This window comes from Nocardia sp. CNS-044 (assembly GCF_059570515.1).
In genome coordinates, this window is the sequence record NZ_JCANSX010000007.1 from 881951 (window position 1) to 899448 (window position 17498).

The following is a 17498-nucleotide window of genomic DNA, read 5'->3' on the forward strand; positions in this document are numbered from 1 at the left end:
GACTCACCTGCGGGGCAAGCCGATCGATGCGACGCCTTCCGGCTCCGGCTCACGGATCGGGACGATGCGCCACCACGTGACGCACCGCCACACCCACTCCAGCGGTCCGTATCGAAGCCAGTGCATCCACAGGTAGCTGACGAACGCCTGGAGCACGAGGATCGCCGCGGCCAAGCCGAGCAGCGCGGGATAGCGGGTGGTGCCGCCGAGATGCAGACGCTCTTCCGCGAGCAGGATCAGCACCGTTGCGGAAACGTAGTTCGTCAGCGCCATGCGCCCCATCGGCTCGAGTACTTCGGTGAGCACCTCGCCGAACCCGGTGCGCAGCACGAGCAGTAGCCCGGTCGCATAGGCGACCGCGCCGAGCAGGCCCGCGATCGGTTCGATCGAGCTGGTCCACAACTCCAGATACGGTGTGCGCCACTGCCATACCGCGGTCGCGATCGCGGCGGGCACTGCGATGACGAAGACGGCCGCGATCGGCCAGGTGCGACCGCGCAGAACGTCGACGAGACCGAAACGTTCGGCCGCCGAGCCGAGCAGGAAGAGACCGGGTACCAAGGCCAAGCCGCCGCCGAGGGTGAGCGCCACACCCACCGTGCCCACCAGGCCCGCGACCAGAACGAGCCACGACGGCAACGCGGAAGCGGGCAGCAGGATCACCAATCCCACGACCGCGTACGGCAGCAGCGCCTCGCCCGGCTGGAACAGCTGGTGCACGAGTCCGAGCGCGCCGAGCGCGACCAGCTTGCGGGCCAAGACAACTCGCGGACGTGCGGTCCGCTCGGCGGCGCCGTCCAGGAACAGCGCGAAGCTCAGGCCGAACAGGAACGAGAAGATCGGGAAGAAGCGCTCCTCGACCACCACCGAGAGCACGTGCCGGACCGGGTCCATGGCCCCGCCGGAGGGCACGGTGGCCGTCATGTCGGTGATCTGCCAAATGTCGACCACCAGGATTCCGCACAGCGCGAACCCGCGAACGGCGTCTAATTCGTGAATGCGCTCGCGCGCGGCGACGTCGTACATGCCCCGACAGTAACGGCGCAGGCGGACGAAATCCGTCAACAACTTGCGCACGGCCGGAGCGAAGGCCGAGTTACGCCTGATGGCGCAGGGGGACGAAGTCCGTCGACAACTCGCGCACGGCCGAAGCGAAGGCGGAGGTACGCGTAATGGCGCAGGCGAGCCGCGGCGCTGAACAGCTCTCAGATGACGTCGCGCACATTTGCTTCATGCACTAACTATTTGTGCGTTAACCTAGCCGGGACCCGAGGAGGAACCGTGGACACCCAGATCGAGGACCCGCTGCGCCTGGACCGGCAGGTGTGCTTCGCACTGGCCGTGGCCAATCGCGCGGTGCTCGCCGTCTACCGCCCGCTGCTCGAACCGCTCGGCCTCACCCATCCGCAGTACCTGGTGATGCTGGCGCTGTGGGGCGAGGCGCCAATGTCGGTGAAGGAGATCGCCGAGGCCATCCAGCTCGATTCACCGACCCTCTCCCCGCTGCTCAAGCGCCTCGAGTCGGCCGGACTGATCAGCAGGGGCCGCGACCCGCGCGACGAACGCAACCTGGTGATCGACCTGACCGATGCGGGCGCGGCGCTGCGAGCGCAGGCCGAGCGCATCCCGCCCGCGGTGGTGCAGCGCCTCGGTGTCACTCTCGCCGACCTCGAGGAACTGCGCGACGTGCTGACCAGGGTCAACGAAGCCGCCCGCCGCTCGACGCTCGCCGAACCGCACCCAACGTCAGGAGCCGACGCATGACCCGCGCCCGTCGCCGCCCCAACCCCGTCGAGTGGATCGGCTACGCCTTCGGGCGCAGGCTGCCCGATTCGTTGCAGGACTGGGTGCGCGAGGACCTGACCGGAAAGTACGCCGTCGCAAGGCATCTGGTGCGCGGGCTGGTGCCGTTCACGCCGCTGTTCGCGGTATTCATGTTCTTCCCTGGCGCGCTGTGGCTGCGCGGATCGATGGTGCTGCTCGCCGTGCTGCTCGCGCTGTTCTACACCGCGGCCTTCATGCCGATGAATCGCGCGCACCGACTGACCAAACACGGGCTGCCCGCCGATCTGGAGAACCCGGAACGTGCGCGCAAGCGCGAGCTGGAGCGGGCCCGCTACGCCGCCCAGCACCCGCACTGAGCAGGAGCACCAGCTCCGGACAACACAGCCGAGCACCAGCTCCGGACAACACAGCCGAACGCCAACTCCAGGCAGCGCGGCGGAACGCCAGCTCCAGACGACACAACGGAACCCAGCTGAACGCAACGAAGCACCGGCCCCAGTCAGCGCAACGAAGCACCGGCCCCAGACAGCGCGGCGGAACGTCTGCTCCAGACAGCGCAGCGGAGTAACCGGCTCGAGACGACTCAGCGGAGCACGAGCTCCAGGCGCGCGTGCCGCCGTACGAATATGCTCGGAACTTATTGGGCCGCATCGTGTTCCGGTGCCAACTCGAACGACTCGGTAGCGCCGAGCAGCACTTCGAGCGCGACCCACGCCTCCAGCCGCGCCAACGCGGCGCCGACGCAGAAGTGGACGCCTTTGCCGAACGCGAGGTGACCGCGTCGCACCGCGCGATCCAGCCGGAGCCGGTCGGCTTCGGGGAAGACCGCCGGGTCGCGGTTGGCCGCGCCCCACAGCAGCAGCAGGTGCGCGCCCGCGGGCAGGTCGACGCCGCCGAGCGTGGTGTCGGCGACGACGTGCCGGTGGTGGGCCCGGAACGGCGATTCCAGCCGCAGCACCTCCTCGAGAAAGCCGGGCATTTTTCCGCACCCGGCAACCGCTCGGCATCCCACCCGTGGACGCCCGCCTCCGCCGAGACGACGCGCTCCCCCAGCAGCCCGTCCGACACAGACCAGACCTACCTCCACAGGCGTTCTCGCCACGAGCTAGGGACGACCTCCCCCGTCAGGCGGCCCCGGCCACTTGCCGGATCACCACCGCGTCAGCGTTCGACGCCGTCAACGACACCGGCTCGACCCGGGGGCAGTTCGCCGCGTGCCAGCGCGCCGAGCGGCTCAGTAGTGGCCGACGGGCTGACCTGCGTCTGCGGCCCGCTCGTCTGCGGCAGGGCAGGCGCGGGCGGAGGTCTGGCGGCCACGGTTTCGACAGGAATTCCGCCGCACCCCTCCGCGCAGGTCCGACGGACGGTGCGGGCACGACGGCTGCGCAGGCACAGCTGGCGCGGGGCGCGGCAGGCGATACCGGCAGCACCGGCGGGACGAGCGGTGACGCCCACCGGCTCACCGACCGGCGGGCAGTCCGGGCACGATCGGCGGGAGCGGGAACAGCTGCGGCACGATCGGCGGCGCGGGCACGATCGGCGGGACAGGGGCGGGCGGAGGTGCGGGGCCGACGGGCGGTGCGGGTGCGGCGGGCTGCGCAGGCGGGGCAGGTGCGGCGGGCGGGGCAGGCACAGGTGCAGGTGGGGCGGGCAGGGCAGGTGCGGCAGGTTGCACCGGCACGCCGGCACCCTGTTCCTGCGGCACGCAGATCCACCGGCCATCCGGTGAGAGACCCCACTGGGCCGTGATGCCTTCGTGCGAACAATCGTCACCGACCTGGTGGTCTTCGCGAACCTGCTCCGGTGGCACGCAGATCCACTGGCCGTCGGGATCTCGGCCCCACTGGGCCGTGATGCCATCGTGCGAACAATCGTCACCGATCCGGTGCGGCTCGAGACCCTGCCCCTGCGGCACACACATCCACTGACCCTCGCGCAGATCCCACTGCGCGGTGATGCCGCCCGCGGAGCAGTCGTCGCCGATCCGGCGTGCGGCCAGCGGCGCCGATGCGGAGACCGGCGGACGGACGGTGGTGCTTATCGGCATCGTGCGCGGAGTCGGGCTGGCGGCTGTGGTGAACGAGGGCGTCGGCGCTGTCGCGTTCTCCGACTCCTGGCTCGAACGCAACACGAGCCCGATCGCCACCACCACCGCTAGCGTCGCGGCGATGGCCGCCGCGATGGTGAGGACGCGAGTGTTGTTGTTCTGGCCATCGTCATCGCCGTAGGGCGCCGGTCCACCACCGGATTCCACTATCGCACCGCCTTCACTGCCGAACAGAGAACACCGTCACGAGTAGCCGATCTTCTCCGGAGGTTACCCGAAGGTCGCTGATTCGAAGATCGACTCTCCGCAACAGGGTTCGCACTGCTCAACAGGCATACCCGCGGATTACTACGAATCTGCCCGCACGCCAACGCAAAAGCGAACTCCGCGGTGCCGCCGTACCCCTCGCGGGGCCTGCGATCGTGAGACGGGTCTATTTGATGGCGACGCGGATCTGGACGGCGTCGTCGTCGGTGCTGTGCAGCGCTTGGCCGATCAAGGTGCTCAGGTCCAGCTGGGGTGCGGCCGAGACCGCCGCGTCCGCGAGGGGCTGGAGGCCGGGGATGAGCGCCTTCAGTTCCGGGCCCGCTTCGCGGAGCCAGGCCGTCAGCTTCTCCAGAAACGGCACGACGCCGTTGCCGTCGAGGTACATCTCCGGGCTGCCTTGCGCGGTGACCAGACGTCCGACCGCCTCGACGAGTTCGTCCAGTGCCTGACCGAATTTCACCAGGCCGGGCGCGCCCGCCGCGGTGGCCGGGCCAGCCCATTCGATGTCGGCGGCGGCCAGCTGGAAGCTGTTGAGCAGCTCGGCGATCTTCGGGGCCCTGGTCATGATGGTCGAGGCGAGCAGGTCGCCGGACCTGGCGAGCTCGGGCATCACCGACTCGGTGCCGGTGACGGATTTGCTCATGGTCTCCACCAGCGAGCCGACCACCGCCGGGTCCAGCTGGTTCATGGTCTTGGTGACCATGCGCGCCACCTCGGCGATCGACAGCGGCGTCCGGACGTCCTCGGTGTCCAGGCGCTGCCCGTCGCGCAGGTAGGGTCCGCCGTCGACCTTGGGCACGAACTGCACGTACGGCTCACCGAGCGCGGACAGATGCTCGATGGTGACGACGCTCGCGGTGGGCACCTTGTGGTCGGCGTCGACACGGAAGGCGACCTCGACACCGGCCGCGGTGCTGTCCACCGAGGTGACGTCGCCGATCTCGATGCCGGTCAACAGAATCGGCGAACCGACGCCGAGTCCGCCGGAGTTCTTCAACACCATGGTGGCGTGGGTGTAATCGGCGAACGGATCGACCCGCACCACGCCGAAGGTCAGGTAGGCCGCGCCGAGGATCATGATGGCGGCGATACCGCCGAGCGAGGCAAGCGAACCGATCTTCATCGGACGGCTCCGATCATGCGCAGGGTCTGAACGATCCGGTCGACCTGTTCCTGCTCCGCCACCGGGCTCGCGTCCACCCGCACACCGGTGACGTTCACTTCCGGCCCCCGCTCGACGAACGGAATGATCTTGTCCCGCAACAGCGCGACGAGCATCGCCAGGTTCGACGGATCGCGCAGATCCAGCGGTCCGCCGGTGGCCAGCGGCACGAACGCCATGGCCGCGGCGTCACCGGACCGCACGAGCGGTTCGAGCCACGCCAGCGACTGACCGACTGGGCCGAGCCCGCTGAAGATCTCGGTCACGCCATCGATGGACTGCGTCGCCGCGCCGAGCCGGTCCACCGATGCGGCGCTGAGGATGTTGTCCAGCTCGGGCTGAACCTTGTGCAGCACTTCGGCATTGTTGGCGAGGCCGTAGAGCAGCTTGTCGACCTGGTCGAGGTTGGCGGCGAGGTCGGCGGCGTCGGCGCCCATGACGCCCGCGATGCGGGCGGTCTCCTTCGGATCCTGGGGCAGCACCGCATTGAACCGGTTGACGATGTCCTGCAACTGGCCGACCGCGCCGCCCTGCACGAAGAACGCCATCGCGGCCATCGTGTCCTCCAGTTGCACAGGAGGTTTGGTGTGATCGACGTCGATCGTGCCGCCCGGCCCCAGCAGCTTGTCGAAGCCGTCGGGCGGGGTGGTCAGGGCGATGTGGATGTCACCGAGCACGGTGTTCTGGCTCAGTTCGGCGATCGTGTTCGCGGGCAGCTGCACCGATTTCGAGATCTCGGTGTCCACGACGACGTACCCGCCGCGCCCCTGCGACGCCTCGGCGGCGGGCACCACGGTCACCTTCTCGACCGTGCCGACCTGCGCGCCGTTGGCGATGACCTTCGCGCGGGCGGGCAGATTCAACACATTGGCGAACTGGATCTGCACGTGGTAACTCGGCCCCGAGATCGACGTGCCGGGCACCGGCACCGAGGACGGATCGAAGGCACAGCCGCCGAGCGCGATCGAGGCCGCCAGTGCGATAGCGATCCCACTGTGCCGCAAGGATTTCGACCGAATTCGCTCGCTCATCGGGCACCCGCCAATCCCAATACCAGCTGGACCAATTCCACGTTCACCATGCCGTTCTCGGCGCCCGCGCACCGGCCGGGCGCCACCACGTTCACGGCCACGCACACCTCGTCGGCGTTGCGCTGCGGGATGGCCACCTTCGGTGGCGCGTAGGTCAGGCTCGCCGAGCCGGTCTCCGGATCGGCGACGCTGCGCAGCGCCGAGGCGAACACCGGTGTGGTGAGCACGATCTCGCGCAACGAACCGACATTGGCGCGCAGCAGCTTCAGCATCGGCACCGCGCGGTCGAGCAGGGTGAGGATCTCGTCGCCGAAGGAGGTGGTGATGTCGTTGAGCATCGGCAGCACCTCGGCGAGGCCGTCGAACAGCTGCGCACCGGGGAGCAGCAGGTCCTCGCTGGCCTGGTTCAGCACCGGTCCGACGCGCACCAGCATGGTCTGCAGGTCGCCCCAGTACTGGTTGACCTTCTGCGAGACCGAGGCGAACGCGTCGAAAATGCCCGCGAGATGGCCGATGTCGGCATCGGGCGATTTCAGCGCCGAACCCAGCTTGCGGATCAGCTCGTTGATCTGCGGCCCGGTGCCCGCAGTGGCCCGGTCCAGCGCGGTGAGTCCGTTCGCCAGCGAATTCGGCTGGGATGGATCGGGTCCGACGATCTGATCGGAGAGCTGGGCGAGCGCGGTGAGCGTCTCGGTGAGGCTCTTCGGGGTCAGCGTCTTGGTGATGCACTGGGAACTGTTCCAGCGCTCCAGGTTCGTGCCGCTGGCCAGCACCGCTAGCTCCCGGTCGGCGACGACGGTGTCGGACACCGTGGTGGCCGAGGCGTCGGCGTACACCGGATGGTCGGCGTCGACCTCGAAGTCGACCCGCACGTTCGGACCCTGGTTGCGCACCGAGATCACGCTGCCGACCGTGATGCCGCGCATGGTCACCTGGTTGCCCTCGTACAGGCCGACGCTGTCGGGCATGATCGCGCAATAGGATTCGGTGCTCTTCAGCGGATCGAAGCCGACGATGTAGCCGACTAACCCGAGCGCCGCGATGACCACGGCCCCCGCGATCGACATGAACGCCTGGGTGCCGAGCAGCTTCTTCAACATCAGCACTCCTTCCCCGGCAACGGCACGCACACCGACGACAGATCCAGCCCCGAGGGCGCGGGCACGGTCTGCCCCGAGCGGTCCAGAACCAAACCTTCCTCGGGGATCACCAGCGACCGCAGTTTCTCGCTCAGCTGCTGGGTGCTCGCGATCATCGGTTCGAGCTTGCCGCCCATATCCTCGAGCCGCGGCAGGGCGTCGGCCAGCTGCTGCGCCCTCGGCTTCAGCGTGGACTCCCAGGCGGGTGTGAGGGCGGTCAGCCGCTGCACCACGCTGTTCAGCAGGGCGACGGCCTCGCGCAGCTCCGCGCGCTTGTCGATGAGCACGGTCTCCAGCAGGTTGACGTTGTCCATCAGCCTGCCCAGATCGGTCTTCGCGCCGTCGTACATGGTCACGTATTCGTCGGCCACCGCAATGGCATTGGAGACCTGGGAGCGCTGGCGATCGATGGCGTCGATGTAGCCGCCGACGGTGTCCAGGGTGGTGCGCAGCGTCTCCGGCGCGGAGGTGAGCGACTCGTCCAGGGCTGCGAGGTTGCGCCGCAGGGTGTCGCCGTCCAGCTCGTTCAGCGGTGTCGTGGCGTCCTGGAAGGTCTGGATCAGGCTGTAGGGCAGGCGAACTCGATCCGCCGGGATCGGCTTGTCGCCGAGCGGCGCGTTTCCCGCGGGGAACAGCGCCACGTAGTGCCCGCCGACCACGGTGAGCATGCGGATGTCGAGCGAGGTCTGATCACCGAGGAACACATCGGATTTCACGGTGAACTCCATGACCACCCGATCCGGCTTCAGCTCCAGCGATTCCACCGAACCCACCGAGACACCGGCGAGGCGCACGTCGTCGCCTTCCTTCACCGACTGCGCCTCGGACAGTTCGGCGGTGTAGGTGGTCTTGCCGAACGGCACCGCGTACAGGACGGCCGCGGCCAGCATCCCCAGCGCGACGAGCACCGCGCCGAAGATGCCGAAACGAATCTCCTTGCGCCGCTTGGCCGCGTCATCCAGGATCGGCCGGTCACCGAACCAGCGGGAAATCACGCCTGGCATATCGCCACCTTCTGTCCGGCGACGAGGACGCGCACCGGCGCGGGCAGCTCGGCGGCGCCCTTGCTGCACTCCGGCTGCCAGCCCGCGACAGTGCGCGGCAGCGCGTTGTCCACCGATTGGAGCAGGCCGGGCAGCCTGCCGAAGACCTCGACCGCCTGCTGCGGATCGGGGAACAGGCCGCGGATCATCGCGTCGATGTCCTGGCCGCTCCGCGGGTCGAGCCCGAGTGTCGCGAGCAGCCGGTCCAGCGGACCGAGCACCGCGGGCGCGGACATCGCGAAATCGGCCAGCCCGCCGATATTGGCCTGTAGGGACTGGAAGACGTCGCTGAGCCGGGCCAGCAGCGGCACCAGGTAGTGCACGCGTCCGCCGACCCGGTCGGCGATGTCGGACATGTTCTTCACCAGCTGACCGATCACCTGCTGGCGATCGCCGACGTACTGGCTGAGCTTGCCGATGGCCTCCATGGCGGGGCCGATGCCGGTGCCGTCGCCCTCGATCACCGCGAGCATGCTCTCGGTGAACTGGTTGACCGCCTCCGGCGACAGCGTCGCGAGCACCGGCTTCAGACCGTTGAACAGGCTGGTCACATCGAACGAGGGCACCGTCATGTCGGCGCCGATCACCGCGTTGGCAGGAAGCCGCACACCGGGATTCGGCTGCTGCTGCAGATCGATGTACCGCTGACCGGTCAGGTTCTGGTACCGGATGGCCAGCGTGCTGTTGTCGTAGATCGGCGTCGCGGTCTTGACGGTGAGATGGACCTTCGCCTTCACCCCGTCCAGCGAGATCTTCTCGACCTTGCCCACCTGCACGCCGTACATGCGCACGTCGTCGCCGACCTTCAGGCCGTTGGCGTCGGTGAACAGCGCGTCGTGCGCCTGGGTGTCACCGGACACCGGCCGCTCGATCGCGGTGAGCACCAGTGCGAGCACCACCGCCATCACCGCGGCGAACAGACCGAGGCGCCATGCCGCGCCGCGCACCGTCATCGGATACCTCCCTGGCCGAGCAGCGGCACCGCGATACCCGGCACTCCTTGCAAGTCGACCTCCAGATTCAGCACCGGCCCGTCCGGCGAATCCGGCATCGCCGCGCGCAAACGCTCCAGCAGCAGGCGCGATTCGGCCGCCGACTGCTGCGGCCGGGGCACCATCTGGGCGAGCACGCTGAGCAGCGGCGCCAGCATGTCGGTGGCCTCCGCGAGCTGGCCGCCCGCGGTGCTGACCGTGGTGGCGAGGCCCGGCAGGATCTGGCCGGTGAGGGCGGCGACGCCCACGTCGTAGCGATCCTTGTCGGTCTGCACGATCCGGATGTCGTGGATCTGGTCCAGGATCTGGATGGTCGCGCCCGCGAAATCACCACCGCCGTCGAAGGCCGGGCCCAGCCTGCCGAGCAGTTCCGAGGCGGGCATCGTCTGGTTGTCGGCGATGGTGCGCGCCACCGTGATCAGCGCCTGCACCAGCGGCGTGAACGCCTTGAAGTCGGCGGAGACCTGCGCGATGACGGTCGCCAGCTGCGGACTGAAGACCGACGCGCCCACCTGCGACAGGCTGCGCAGGATGCTGCCCATCGTGGCGTCGTAGACGCCGACGGCGCGCGGGCCGGTCAGGTCGATCTCGGTGTCCTGGCGCAGCGGCGAACCGCCTGGCCCGCGGCGCAGTTCGAGCTCGCTGATGCCGAACAGGTTGGCGGGCGCGTAGTCGATCAGCAGCGAGTCGTCGATGCCGTGCAGCCGGGAGTCGTCCAGCCGCAACGTGATTCGCTGAGTACCGCGCGGGGCGGACGCGATCCGGTCGACCTCGCCGACCAGTACACCGTCGAGGCGCACCTGTGTCCCCTCGGTGACGCCGTCACCGATCAGCTCGGTGTGCAGCGCGATGCGCAGACCGTCCTCCGAGCGCAGATCGCGGTAGAGCGCGGTGGTCAGCGCGACCACCGCGATCAGCGCGACGATCACCGAACCGACCGTGCGCGAACGTTTCTTGTCCGCGGCGACGCCGGGCAAACCGTATTCAGGCAATGTTCACCCCGTGAAGCTGATCGCCGTGTTGAAACCCCACAGCACGATGGACAGCACCATGTCGATGGCGATGATCGCCACGAAACTGGTGCGCACCGCGCGGCCCGACGCGATGCCGACGCCCTCGGGGCCGCCCTTCGCGAAGAAGCCGTAATAGCTGTGCACGAGAATCACCACGGTGCCGAAGATCGCGACCTTGATCACCGCGGCGATCACGTCGAATCCGGACACGAACTGGAAGAAGTAGTGGTCGTAGACGCCCGCCGACTGGCCGTGCACCATCGTGATGAGGCCGCGGCAGGCGAGGTAGGACAGGATCAGCGCGATCAGGAAGGTCGGGACGATGGCCAGCGCGCCCGCGATGACCCGGGTGGTCACCACGAACGGCACCGAGCGCAGGCCGAGCGATTCGATCGCGTCGATCTCCTCGGAGATGCGCATGGAGCCGATCTCGGCGGTGATGCGGCAGCCCGCCTGCGCGGCGAAGCCGACGGCGGCCGCGATCGGGGCCAGCTCGCGAGTGGTCGCGTAGGCCGAGACGATGCCGGTGACCGGGCCCATGCCGAGCATGTCGAGGGTGGCGAAGGATTCGACGCCGACCGAGGCGCCCATCACCAGGCCGAGCACGATCATCATCGGCACCGTGCCGCCGCCGACCACGATGGAGCCGCGGCCCCAGGTCATGTTGGTGATGGCGCGCATGGTCTCGGCGCGGTACCGGCGCAGCGTCAGCGGAATCGCCGAGAGCACCTGCCAGACGAACACCGCGACGAAGCCGAACGAGTCGATCGCGCGCAGGACGCGGCTGCCGCGCCGGAAGTAGCGCGCGACGGGAGCGAATCCCTTGGGGACGTAGGAAGAGACAGCCATCTACGCCAGCCTCGTGGGTAGGAACATCGTGGTCACCTGCGTCAACAACAGATTCACACACACGATCGACACCACCGACAACACCACCGCCGCGTTCACCGCATCAGCCACACCCCGCGGACCCCCCTTGGCCTCCAACCCCCGCTGACACGCGATCACCACCACCAAAAACCCGAAGATCAACGCCTTCACCAACGACATCCACACATCCGCCGCCGTCGTGAACGACCCGAACGTCGCCCAATACGACCCCGGGGTGACGCCTTGCCCACCGATCGCCACCGCATACCCGGCCAGCACCCCCACGAAAATGATCAACACGTTCAACAACGGCGCCACGACCAACATCGCCACCATCCGCGGAATCACCAACCGATGAACCGGCGAGATGCCCATCGTGTGCAACGCATCGATCTCCTCCCGAATCGTGCGCGCACCCAGATCCGCCGCGATCGCCGCCGCCCCCGCACCACCCAACAGAAACCCCGTCGCCATCGGCGCACCCTGCTTGATCACCCCCAAACCACCGGTCGCACCCAACAGCGAATCCGCACCCAACGTGTGGATCAGATTGCCCACCTGGATCGACACGATCACCCCGAACGGAATCGCCATCAAAATCGCGGGCACCGTCGTCACCGTGATCAACCGCCACGCCTGCAAGATCGCCTCACGCCACTGAAACTCCCGGCGCACCACATCCCCCACCGCGCCGACCACCGACTCCTGCGCGATACCCACCGCACGACCGAAGGTCCGCAACGACGACGTGACGGTGTCCGAGAAATTCTTGCGGACGATCGCGGTAGCGGATTCCCGGGTGGCCGTGTGCAATTCCGGCGTCATAGACGAGACCCGTATGCCGTGCTTTCCGCACGGGAGATGTCGAAATTCATGGCGCTCTCCGAATCCGGCGTCGATGCCAACATCCGTCAAGCTAATCGGTACTCCGCGTCACAACAAAATTGGCGTGCTGTGACCCTCGCCACTGGACAAGTGTTCATGACACAGGTTTCAGTTATTCGTGACACGCATCACGATGACTACGGACTGGCGGCCAGGAACACAAAAGCCGAGAACAGAGCCAGATGCACACCGCCTTGCAGCAGCGTCGCCCGACCGGGAACCACGGTCAGCACGCCGACGACGACCGTCAACGCGAGCAGCACCATCTGCGTCGCACCCAGTCCGAGCACCAGGGGACCCTGTAGCCAGATAGTTGCCACAGCAATGGCCGGGATGGTCAACCCGATGCTCGCCATCGCCGAACCCAACGCCAGGTTCAGACTGATCTGCACCTGATCGCGGCGGGCGGCCCGCACCGCTGCCAGTGTCTCGGGAAGCAGGACGAGCAGCGCGATCGCCACCCCCACCGCGGCGGGCGGCATGCCCGCGTTCGCCACCGCCGATTCGATGGCGGGTGAGACCACCTTGGCCAGACCGACCACGCCGACCAACGCGACGAGCAGCAGACCCAGGCTGGTGAACGTCGCGCGGACGGAGGGCCGCTCGGCGGTCGTGCCGCCCTCGGTGATCACACCGCCTTCTTCCACCGGAAGGAAGTCGTCGCGGTGGCGCACCGTTTGAACCATCACGAACAAGCCGTACAGCGCGAGCGAGGCGACGGCGGCGAACGCGAGCTGCGCGGGCGAGAACTCGGGGCCCGGCACGCTCGAGGTGAAGGTCGGCAGCACCAAGCTCAGCGTGGCCAGCGTCGCCACCGTCGCCAGCGCCGCGCCCGTGCCCTCCGCGTTGAAGACCGCGAGGCGTCTGCGCAGCGCGCCGACCAGCAGCGCCAGACCGAAAATGCCGTTGCAGGTGATCATCACCGCGGCGAAGACGGTGTCGCGGGCCAGGGTCGCGGACTTCTCACCGCCGGAGATCATCAACGTCACGATGAGCGCCACCTCGATCACGGTCACCGCGACCGCGAGGACAAGCGATCCGAACGGCTCCCCCACCCGATGCGCGACGATCTCCGCGTGCTGCACCGCGGCCAGCACCGCGCCCGCGAGAAACACCGCGACCACGATCACTCCCACTGTCGGCAGACTTCGTCCCCAAGTGGCGACCAGGGCGAGCGCGGCGAGGAGAGGGGCGAACACGGTCCAGCGGGTTGTCAACGCACCGATCATGCCCTCCATCGTCCCAGCTATCTCAGGGCACCTAGATCGGTATCATCGGCGGGATGCAGCAACGACTCCGCGCGGCCGTCGCCACGGGCATCCTGCTCGTCCCGCTGCTTGGCGCCTGCACCACCGTGCCGGAGGGCCCGACACTCCTCTCCACGTCCACTACCAGCGAATCCGTGGAAATCCCCGGGACCTTCGTAATCGAGGTCGCACCACGGACCATGCGGTGCACCGGGGTCGCCCCGAGGGATTGCCTACAGATCCGCCGCGACCAGAACGGGCCGTGGGAGTTGTTCTACGGCTCGATCGACGGGTTCGAGTTTCAGGCCGGCAACCACTACCGGCTGCGTATCGAGCAGATGCCCGTGGATCCACCGGCCGATGCGCCGTCGGTCGCGTGGCGTCTCGTCGAAGTTCTGGAGAAGCGCCCCGCGTAGCCCACCTTGCAGCGCTTCGATTTCCACCCGCACGCCGGTCTCCTCGGCGACCTCGCGCACGACGGCGGCCGCGGCGGACTCGCCCAGTTCGATGGCGCCGCCGGGCAATCCCCACTGGCCGTCGTCGCTGCGGCGCTGCATGAGCACGCGTCCGTCGGCCACCACACACGCCGCGGCATACGCCAGCTGGATGTGGTCGCGACCGGCCCGCTCGCGCAGCCAGCGGATGTAGTCGGGCACGACTCAGTCCAGGTCCACCCGGACGGTCAGCAGGTCGGTGCCGACGAGCCGGACCGCGGCGCTGTTGGCGCGCGGCAGCTCGCGCAGGCGGGCGCGGGCGTCGTCCTCGGGGAGCAGGTGGGCCGTGCCGGTGTGCCAGTGGCCGTGCAAGCGGACGCGAACCCGGTTGTTCGCCTTGATGTTCCGAATGTATTGGGAGCGTTCGCCGAACTCCGAGACCAGCCAGAAGCTGTCGCCGACTCGGCGGCCGCCGATCGGGGTGATGCGCGGTTCGCCGCTCACCCGGCCGGTCGTCTCGAGCAGTTGCTGGCTGGGCAGTCTGCGCAGGAGGGGATTTCCGACCAGTCGCTGGAAGGTCGTCACCAGACGGTGTTGCACATCGTCCTTCTTCGGCATACGCCGACCGTAACACCGTGCGGCGGCGGGCGGCGGTGCGAGAAAATCGCTGGCGGGTCGCCCGGCGCGGTCGCTACCGTGACCACACGCGAGGAAGCCGCGCGCGGTGGGTGTAGCTCAGTCGGTCAGAGCGCCTGGTTGTGGTCCAGGAGGTCGCGGGTTCGAATCCCGTCACTCACCCTCTCGCACCCGGCCCGACGCGTACGCACAGCCTTGCCTCGGAGGCCACCGGCGCACTTCGTCCGGCAGCATCGGTGGGTACGTCGGACGCGCGGACGGTGATGCGCATCCGCTATTCGACCTGTACGCGGCGAGCTTTCCGGACCGTCACGCCCCTCGTGCTCGATATCCCATTGGCGGGCAGCGCGAATCGTTTCCCCGCGCGCCCCACCATAGGCGAGAATTTGCCGGTGCGGACCCAGTTCACCCACGAGCTCAACGCGTTGACCAATGATCTGACGCTGATGTGCCGACTCGCCCATGACGCAGTCGAGCGAGTCAACGACGCGCTCGCCAGCGCCGACCTCACGGCCACCTACGAGGTCTTCGCCCTCGACGAGCAGCTACAGAAGATGTACGGCGCGTGCGAGGCGCGGACGGTGGTGCTGCTCGCGTTGCAGGCGCCGGTGGCAAGGGATCTGCGGCACGTCGTGACGGCGATCCAGATCGCCAACGAGCTGTCCCGCATCGGCTGGCTGACCAGCCGCGTCGCCGACCAGGTATACCGGGCACATCCGAATCACGTTGCACCGCAACCGATCCTGGACGTACTCGCCGAGCTCGGCAAGTACGCCGCGCACCGCACCGCCCTCGCCGGTGAAGCCGTCGCCACCGCCCACCAGTCCGCCGACGCCGAACCGGTCAGCGCGACACTCGCCGAGCTGCGTGGACGGCTGCACGCGGCGTTGACCGATCCGGAGCGCGCGCAATCCGCCGGCGCGGCCATCGATCTCGCCCTGCTCGGTAATCATCTGGAGCGCTGCATCGACCACACCACCCGCATCGAGCGGCTGATCCGGTTCCTGGACACCGGCGTTCCGCCGATGGCGCAGCCCGCGGACGCCGAGCCGGACGAGGACTGAGCCGAAACCCGCACCGAGCCTTCGCGGTCGGCGGCGGTGACGCTTGCCACAGCACCCGACGCCCGCTCGCCCGGGGCCCGAGTTCGAAGACGCCGACCACAAGCTGTTTTCCGTAGCAACGCAGTAGATGTACGGACACCTCTCCAAAACATGCTGGCATTTGTGAGGTTCCGATGAAGGTTGTCAATCGGTCGTCGAGTATCTACTATCTTGCTACGTAGACAACGAGGTCGGGACGGAGGACCCATCGTGGATCGGCCATCGCCGCGGATCGACACGCGACGCAACCGCCGGAAACCAGCGCGCGATCGCGTCCCGGCCAGCGGCTCGCGCTGAGCGAGCCCCTCGAACGTCACGAACGAGATCTCCCCGTGCGAAGCTTCACCTCGGGACCTACCCCTCATCAGCCCCGTGGTGTCGCGCGGTGCGACCGCGTCCTGGACAACCGCACGCCCGCACGCACGCGGACGAAATCGTTCGTGATCCGCCACCCCTGAGTCGGCGCCGGCACGGCGACTCGGGGGTGGTCCGGCGCTTCCGCTCTGCCCCTTCGCACGACCCGATCGCGAAGAGTGTGCCGAACCTCATACGCGGCGTTGGCATTCCGGCGTAGCCGAGACAGGTACGTTGGCGCCCGCGATAATTGGACGAGGTAGGCGTTAGGAACAACTCGATGAAGCTCACGGCCCGGCAGTCGTTGCCCTGGCATCCGGTGGCCGGGAGAATTCTCGGTGCCACGCCGGTCCCGTGCGATGGGGGATCGCTGTGAAGTGGCCCGCATCCCGCAAGATGGTGACCGTTGTCGCGCCGATCGTCTTCACTCTCTTGCTGACCGCCGCATGCACCGTTTCTCGCGGCACCGACAGCAAACCACCGGCCTCGCCCGGACAGCAGACTTCGGCGTCCGCTGAGGAAGTCCGCGACCTGCTCGCGAAACTCGCTGTCGCGCCGGAGGCCCCGATGACCGGGTACAGCCGCGAGAAGTTCCCGCACTGGGATCCGAACAAGGCCGAGCACGGTTTCGGCGCCGACTTCACGCAGTACAGTCGTTGCACCACACGGGAAGTGATGCTGCTGCGCGACGCCGTCGGCACGGTTCGGCTCGATCCGAAGACCTGTGAACTCACGGTCGGCTCCGACGGCGGCTGGCGCGATCAGTACGGAGTCCTCGACCGCAAGAGCGGACAGCTCAAAGAGTACAAGTGGATCACCGACCCCTCGGGCGTGGATGCCGAGCACATCGTCGCGCTGGCCGAGGCCTGGCGGTCCGGCGCCGCCGCGCTGGACGAGGACACCCGCCGCCGCATCGCCAACGACGCCGTCAACCTCGAAGCCTCGGACCCGACGGCGAACAGGTCGAAGGGCGATCAGGACGCCGCGAACTACCTGCCGCCGGGAACTTTCCGGTGTGGCTATATCGAGCGCTACCTCACGGTCAAAGTAAAATACGGTCTGACCATTGATCCTGCCGAACAGTCCGCGTTGCGCACCGCGATCGACGACTGTGGCCGCCAAGGAGGGTTCCGCTGATCGACGTCATCGAGATCTCCGCCAAGGCCGCTGTCATGACCGAGGAAGAAGGGACGGTGTCCGGCGATCTCGATGTCACCGTCGACGAGTCGGGCAAGGGGCTGGTCCGCTATCGCGGCACCGACACTTGGCTGACCATCGGCAACCTCGACGGCGATCCCCCACGCACCTGGAAAACCACCGCCGAACTCGCCACCGCCATCGAAGCCGACCTCGGCAAGCGTGACGCGGCAGGCAACCTGTTGTTCTTCGAGGCCTGACAGCCGTCTCGCCGACCGCTGCGGCATCGGCGAATCCATCAGCGGTGGTCATGATGGCCTGGCCGCGGCCGAGCTCGGCTTCCGGTGGTGCCG

General features: G+C 68.0%; 18 protein-coding genes, 1 tRNA gene and 2 pseudogenes. 7 read left to right on the forward strand and 14 right to left on the reverse strand.

Annotated elements, in window-relative coordinates; translation table 11 throughout:
- Positions 1 to 3: 3 nt before the first annotated feature.
- Positions 4 to 1026: a DUF418 domain-containing protein gene (locus tag T333_RS18775; RefSeq protein ID WP_355001062.1), complete on the reverse strand. Its 1023-nt coding sequence runs from the start codon at positions 1024 to 1026 to the stop codon at positions 4 to 6.
- Between the two features lie 255 nt (positions 1027 to 1281).
- On the opposite strand from T333_RS18775, the gene T333_RS18780 reads away from it, so the two are divergent.
- Together T333_RS18780 and T333_RS18785 are read left to right on the forward strand one after the other, a co-directional pair.
- Entirely contained in the window at positions 1282 to 1764 is a 483-nt protein-coding gene (locus T333_RS18780; protein WP_496425255.1) for a MarR family winged helix-turn-helix transcriptional regulator, read from the forward strand.
- Entirely contained in the window at positions 1761 to 2141 is a 381-nt protein-coding gene (locus tag T333_RS18785; RefSeq protein ID WP_355001064.1) for a DUF5313 family protein, read from the forward strand. The genes T333_RS18780 and T333_RS18785 overlap by 4 nt, the downstream gene beginning before the upstream one ends.
- Before the next feature lie 281 nt (positions 2142 to 2422).
- On the opposite strand, the pseudogene T333_RS18790 reads toward T333_RS18785, so the two are convergent.
- The 11 genes and pseudogenes from T333_RS18790 to T333_RS18840 all read right to left on the reverse strand — a co-directional run.
- A pseudogene (locus tag T333_RS18790) lies at positions 2423 to 2812 on the reverse strand (cytochrome P450); the annotation flags it as partial.
- Positions 2813 to 3244: 432 nt separating this feature from the next.
- Positions 3245 to 4039 (reverse strand): hypothetical protein, encoded by a 795-nt coding sequence (locus tag T333_RS18795; RefSeq protein WP_496425256.1) that lies wholly within the window; start codon positions 4037 to 4039, stop codon positions 3245 to 3247.
- 226 nt (positions 4040 to 4265) lie between these two features.
- Positions 4266 to 5222, reverse strand: coding sequence for an MlaD family protein (locus T333_RS18800; protein ID WP_355001066.1), 957 nt, complete (start codon positions 5220 to 5222; stop codon positions 4266 to 4268).
- Positions 5219 to 6292 carry an MlaD family protein gene (locus T333_RS18805; protein ID WP_496425257.1) on the reverse strand — a complete coding sequence of 358 codons (1074 nt, stop codon included), beginning with the start codon at positions 6290 to 6292 and terminating at the stop codon, positions 5219 to 5221. Before T333_RS18805 ends, T333_RS18800 begins: the two co-directional genes overlap by 4 nt.
- Positions 6289 to 7392 carry an MlaD family protein gene (locus T333_RS18810; RefSeq protein WP_496425258.1) on the reverse strand — a complete coding sequence of 368 codons (1104 nt, stop codon included), beginning with the start codon at positions 7390 to 7392 and terminating at the stop codon, positions 6289 to 6291. The genes T333_RS18805 and T333_RS18810 overlap by 4 nt, the downstream gene beginning before the upstream one ends.
- Complete coding sequence (locus tag T333_RS18815; protein WP_496425259.1) at positions 7392 to 8435, reverse strand: MCE family protein; 1044 nt, start codon at positions 8433 to 8435, stop codon at positions 7392 to 7394. Before T333_RS18815 ends, T333_RS18810 begins: the two co-directional genes overlap by 1 nt.
- Positions 8423 to 9427 carry an MlaD family protein gene (locus T333_RS18820; protein WP_355001070.1) on the reverse strand — a complete coding sequence of 335 codons (1005 nt, stop codon included), beginning with the start codon at positions 9425 to 9427 and terminating at the stop codon, positions 8423 to 8425. Before T333_RS18820 ends, T333_RS18815 begins: the two co-directional genes overlap by 13 nt.
- The gene (locus T333_RS18825) at positions 9424 to 10458 is read right to left on the reverse strand and encodes an MlaD family protein (RefSeq protein ID WP_496425260.1); all 1035 of its coding nucleotides are present in this window, start codon (positions 10456 to 10458) and stop codon (positions 9424 to 9426) included. The genes T333_RS18820 and T333_RS18825 overlap by 4 nt, the downstream gene beginning before the upstream one ends.
- 3 nt (positions 10459 to 10461) lie before the next feature.
- Positions 10462 to 11328: an MlaE family ABC transporter permease gene (locus T333_RS18830; protein WP_355001072.1), complete on the reverse strand. Its 867-nt coding sequence runs from the start codon at positions 11326 to 11328 to the stop codon at positions 10462 to 10464.
- Positions 11329 to 12174: an ABC transporter permease gene (locus T333_RS18835; RefSeq protein ID WP_496425261.1), complete on the reverse strand. Its 846-nt coding sequence runs from the start codon at positions 12172 to 12174 to the stop codon at positions 11329 to 11331.
- A gap of 197 nt (positions 12175 to 12371) precedes the next feature.
- On the reverse strand, positions 12372 to 13463 hold the full coding sequence (locus tag T333_RS18840) for a calcium:cation antiporter (protein ID WP_496425262.1): 1092 nt from the start codon (positions 13461 to 13463) through the stop codon (positions 12372 to 12374).
- A gap of 218 nt (positions 13464 to 13681) precedes the next feature.
- Here T333_RS18840 and T333_RS18845 point away from each other — a divergent pair, with 218 nt between their 5' ends.
- Complete coding sequence (locus tag T333_RS18845) at positions 13682 to 13897, forward strand: DUF4377 domain-containing protein (protein ID WP_496425328.1); 216 nt, start codon at positions 13682 to 13684, stop codon at positions 13895 to 13897.
- Positions 13898 to 13915: 18 nt separating this feature from the next.
- Here the strand turns inward: T333_RS18845 and T333_RS18850 are convergent.
- Together T333_RS18850 and T333_RS18855 are read right to left on the reverse strand one after the other, a co-directional pair.
- Positions 13916 to 14137, reverse strand: a pseudogene (locus tag T333_RS18850) (NUDIX domain-containing protein); the annotation flags it as partial.
- Between the two features lie 3 nt (positions 14138 to 14140).
- Positions 14141 to 14533 (reverse strand): nitroreductase/quinone reductase family protein, encoded by a 393-nt coding sequence (locus T333_RS18855; protein WP_355001075.1) that lies wholly within the window; start codon positions 14531 to 14533, stop codon positions 14141 to 14143.
- Between the two features lie 106 nt (positions 14534 to 14639).
- On the opposite strand from T333_RS18855, the gene T333_RS18860 reads away from it, so the two are divergent.
- The 4 genes from T333_RS18860 (at position 14640) to T333_RS18875 (ending at position 17405) form a co-directional block, all read left to right on the forward strand.
- Positions 14640 to 14713 (forward strand) — tRNA-His (locus T333_RS18860).
- A 230-nt stretch (positions 14714 to 14943) separates the two neighbouring features.
- Positions 14944 to 15615, forward strand: coding sequence for a phosphate signaling complex PhoU family protein (locus tag T333_RS18865; protein ID WP_355001076.1), 672 nt, complete (start codon positions 14944 to 14946; stop codon positions 15613 to 15615).
- 765 nt (positions 15616 to 16380) lie between these two features.
- Positions 16381 to 17145 (forward strand): HNH endonuclease family protein, encoded by a 765-nt coding sequence (locus T333_RS18870; RefSeq protein WP_496425263.1) that lies wholly within the window; start codon positions 16381 to 16383, stop codon positions 17143 to 17145.
- Positions 17146 to 17180: 35 nt separating this feature from the next.
- Positions 17181 to 17405 carry a hypothetical protein gene (locus T333_RS18875; RefSeq protein ID WP_355001078.1) on the forward strand — a complete coding sequence of 75 codons (225 nt, stop codon included), beginning with the start codon at positions 17181 to 17183 and terminating at the stop codon, positions 17403 to 17405.
- The last annotated feature ends 93 nt before the right edge of the window (positions 17406 to 17498 follow it).

Excerpts from the sequence above, each read along its gene's own strand:
- T333_RS18810 (WP_496425258.1), bottom strand. The coding sequence starts at position 7,392 with ATGTTGAAGAAGCTGCTCGGCACCCAGGCGTTCATGTCGATCGCGGGG.
- T333_RS18785 (WP_355001064.1), top strand. The coding sequence starts at position 1,761 with ATGACCCGCGCCCGTCGCCGCCCCAACCCCGTCGAGTGGATCGGCTAC.
- T333_RS18845 (WP_496425328.1), top strand. The coding sequence starts at position 13,682 with ATGCGGTGCACCGGGGTCGCCCCGAGGGATTGCCTACAGATCCGCCGC.
- T333_RS18775 (WP_355001062.1), bottom strand. The coding sequence starts at position 1,026 with ATGTACGACGTCGCCGCGCGCGAGCGCATTCACGAATTAGACGCCGTT.
- T333_RS18815 (WP_496425259.1), bottom strand. The coding sequence starts at position 8,435 with ATGCCAGGCGTGATTTCCCGCTGGTTCGGTGACCGGCCGATCCTGGAT.
- T333_RS18820 (WP_355001070.1), bottom strand. The coding sequence starts at position 9,427 with ATGACGGTGCGCGGCGCGGCATGGCGCCTCGGTCTGTTCGCCGCGGTG.
- T333_RS18805 (WP_496425257.1), bottom strand. The coding sequence starts at position 6,292 with ATGAGCGAGCGAATTCGGTCGAAATCCTTGCGGCACAGTGGGATCGCT.
- T333_RS18855 (WP_355001075.1), bottom strand. The coding sequence starts at position 14,533 with ATGCCGAAGAAGGACGATGTGCAACACCGTCTGGTGACGACCTTCCAG.
- T333_RS18840 (WP_496425262.1), bottom strand. The coding sequence starts at position 13,463 with ATGATCGGTGCGTTGACAACCCGCTGGACCGTGTTCGCCCCTCTCCTC.
- T333_RS18835 (WP_496425261.1), bottom strand. The coding sequence starts at position 12,174 with ATGACGCCGGAATTGCACACGGCCACCCGGGAATCCGCTACCGCGATC.
- T333_RS18800 (WP_355001066.1), bottom strand. The coding sequence starts at position 5,222 with ATGAAGATCGGTTCGCTTGCCTCGCTCGGCGGTATCGCCGCCATCATG.
- T333_RS18830 (WP_355001072.1), bottom strand. The coding sequence starts at position 11,328 with ATGGCTGTCTCTTCCTACGTCCCCAAGGGATTCGCTCCCGTCGCGCGC.
- T333_RS18875 (WP_355001078.1), top strand. The coding sequence starts at position 17,181 with ATGACCGAGGAAGAAGGGACGGTGTCCGGCGATCTCGATGTCACCGTC.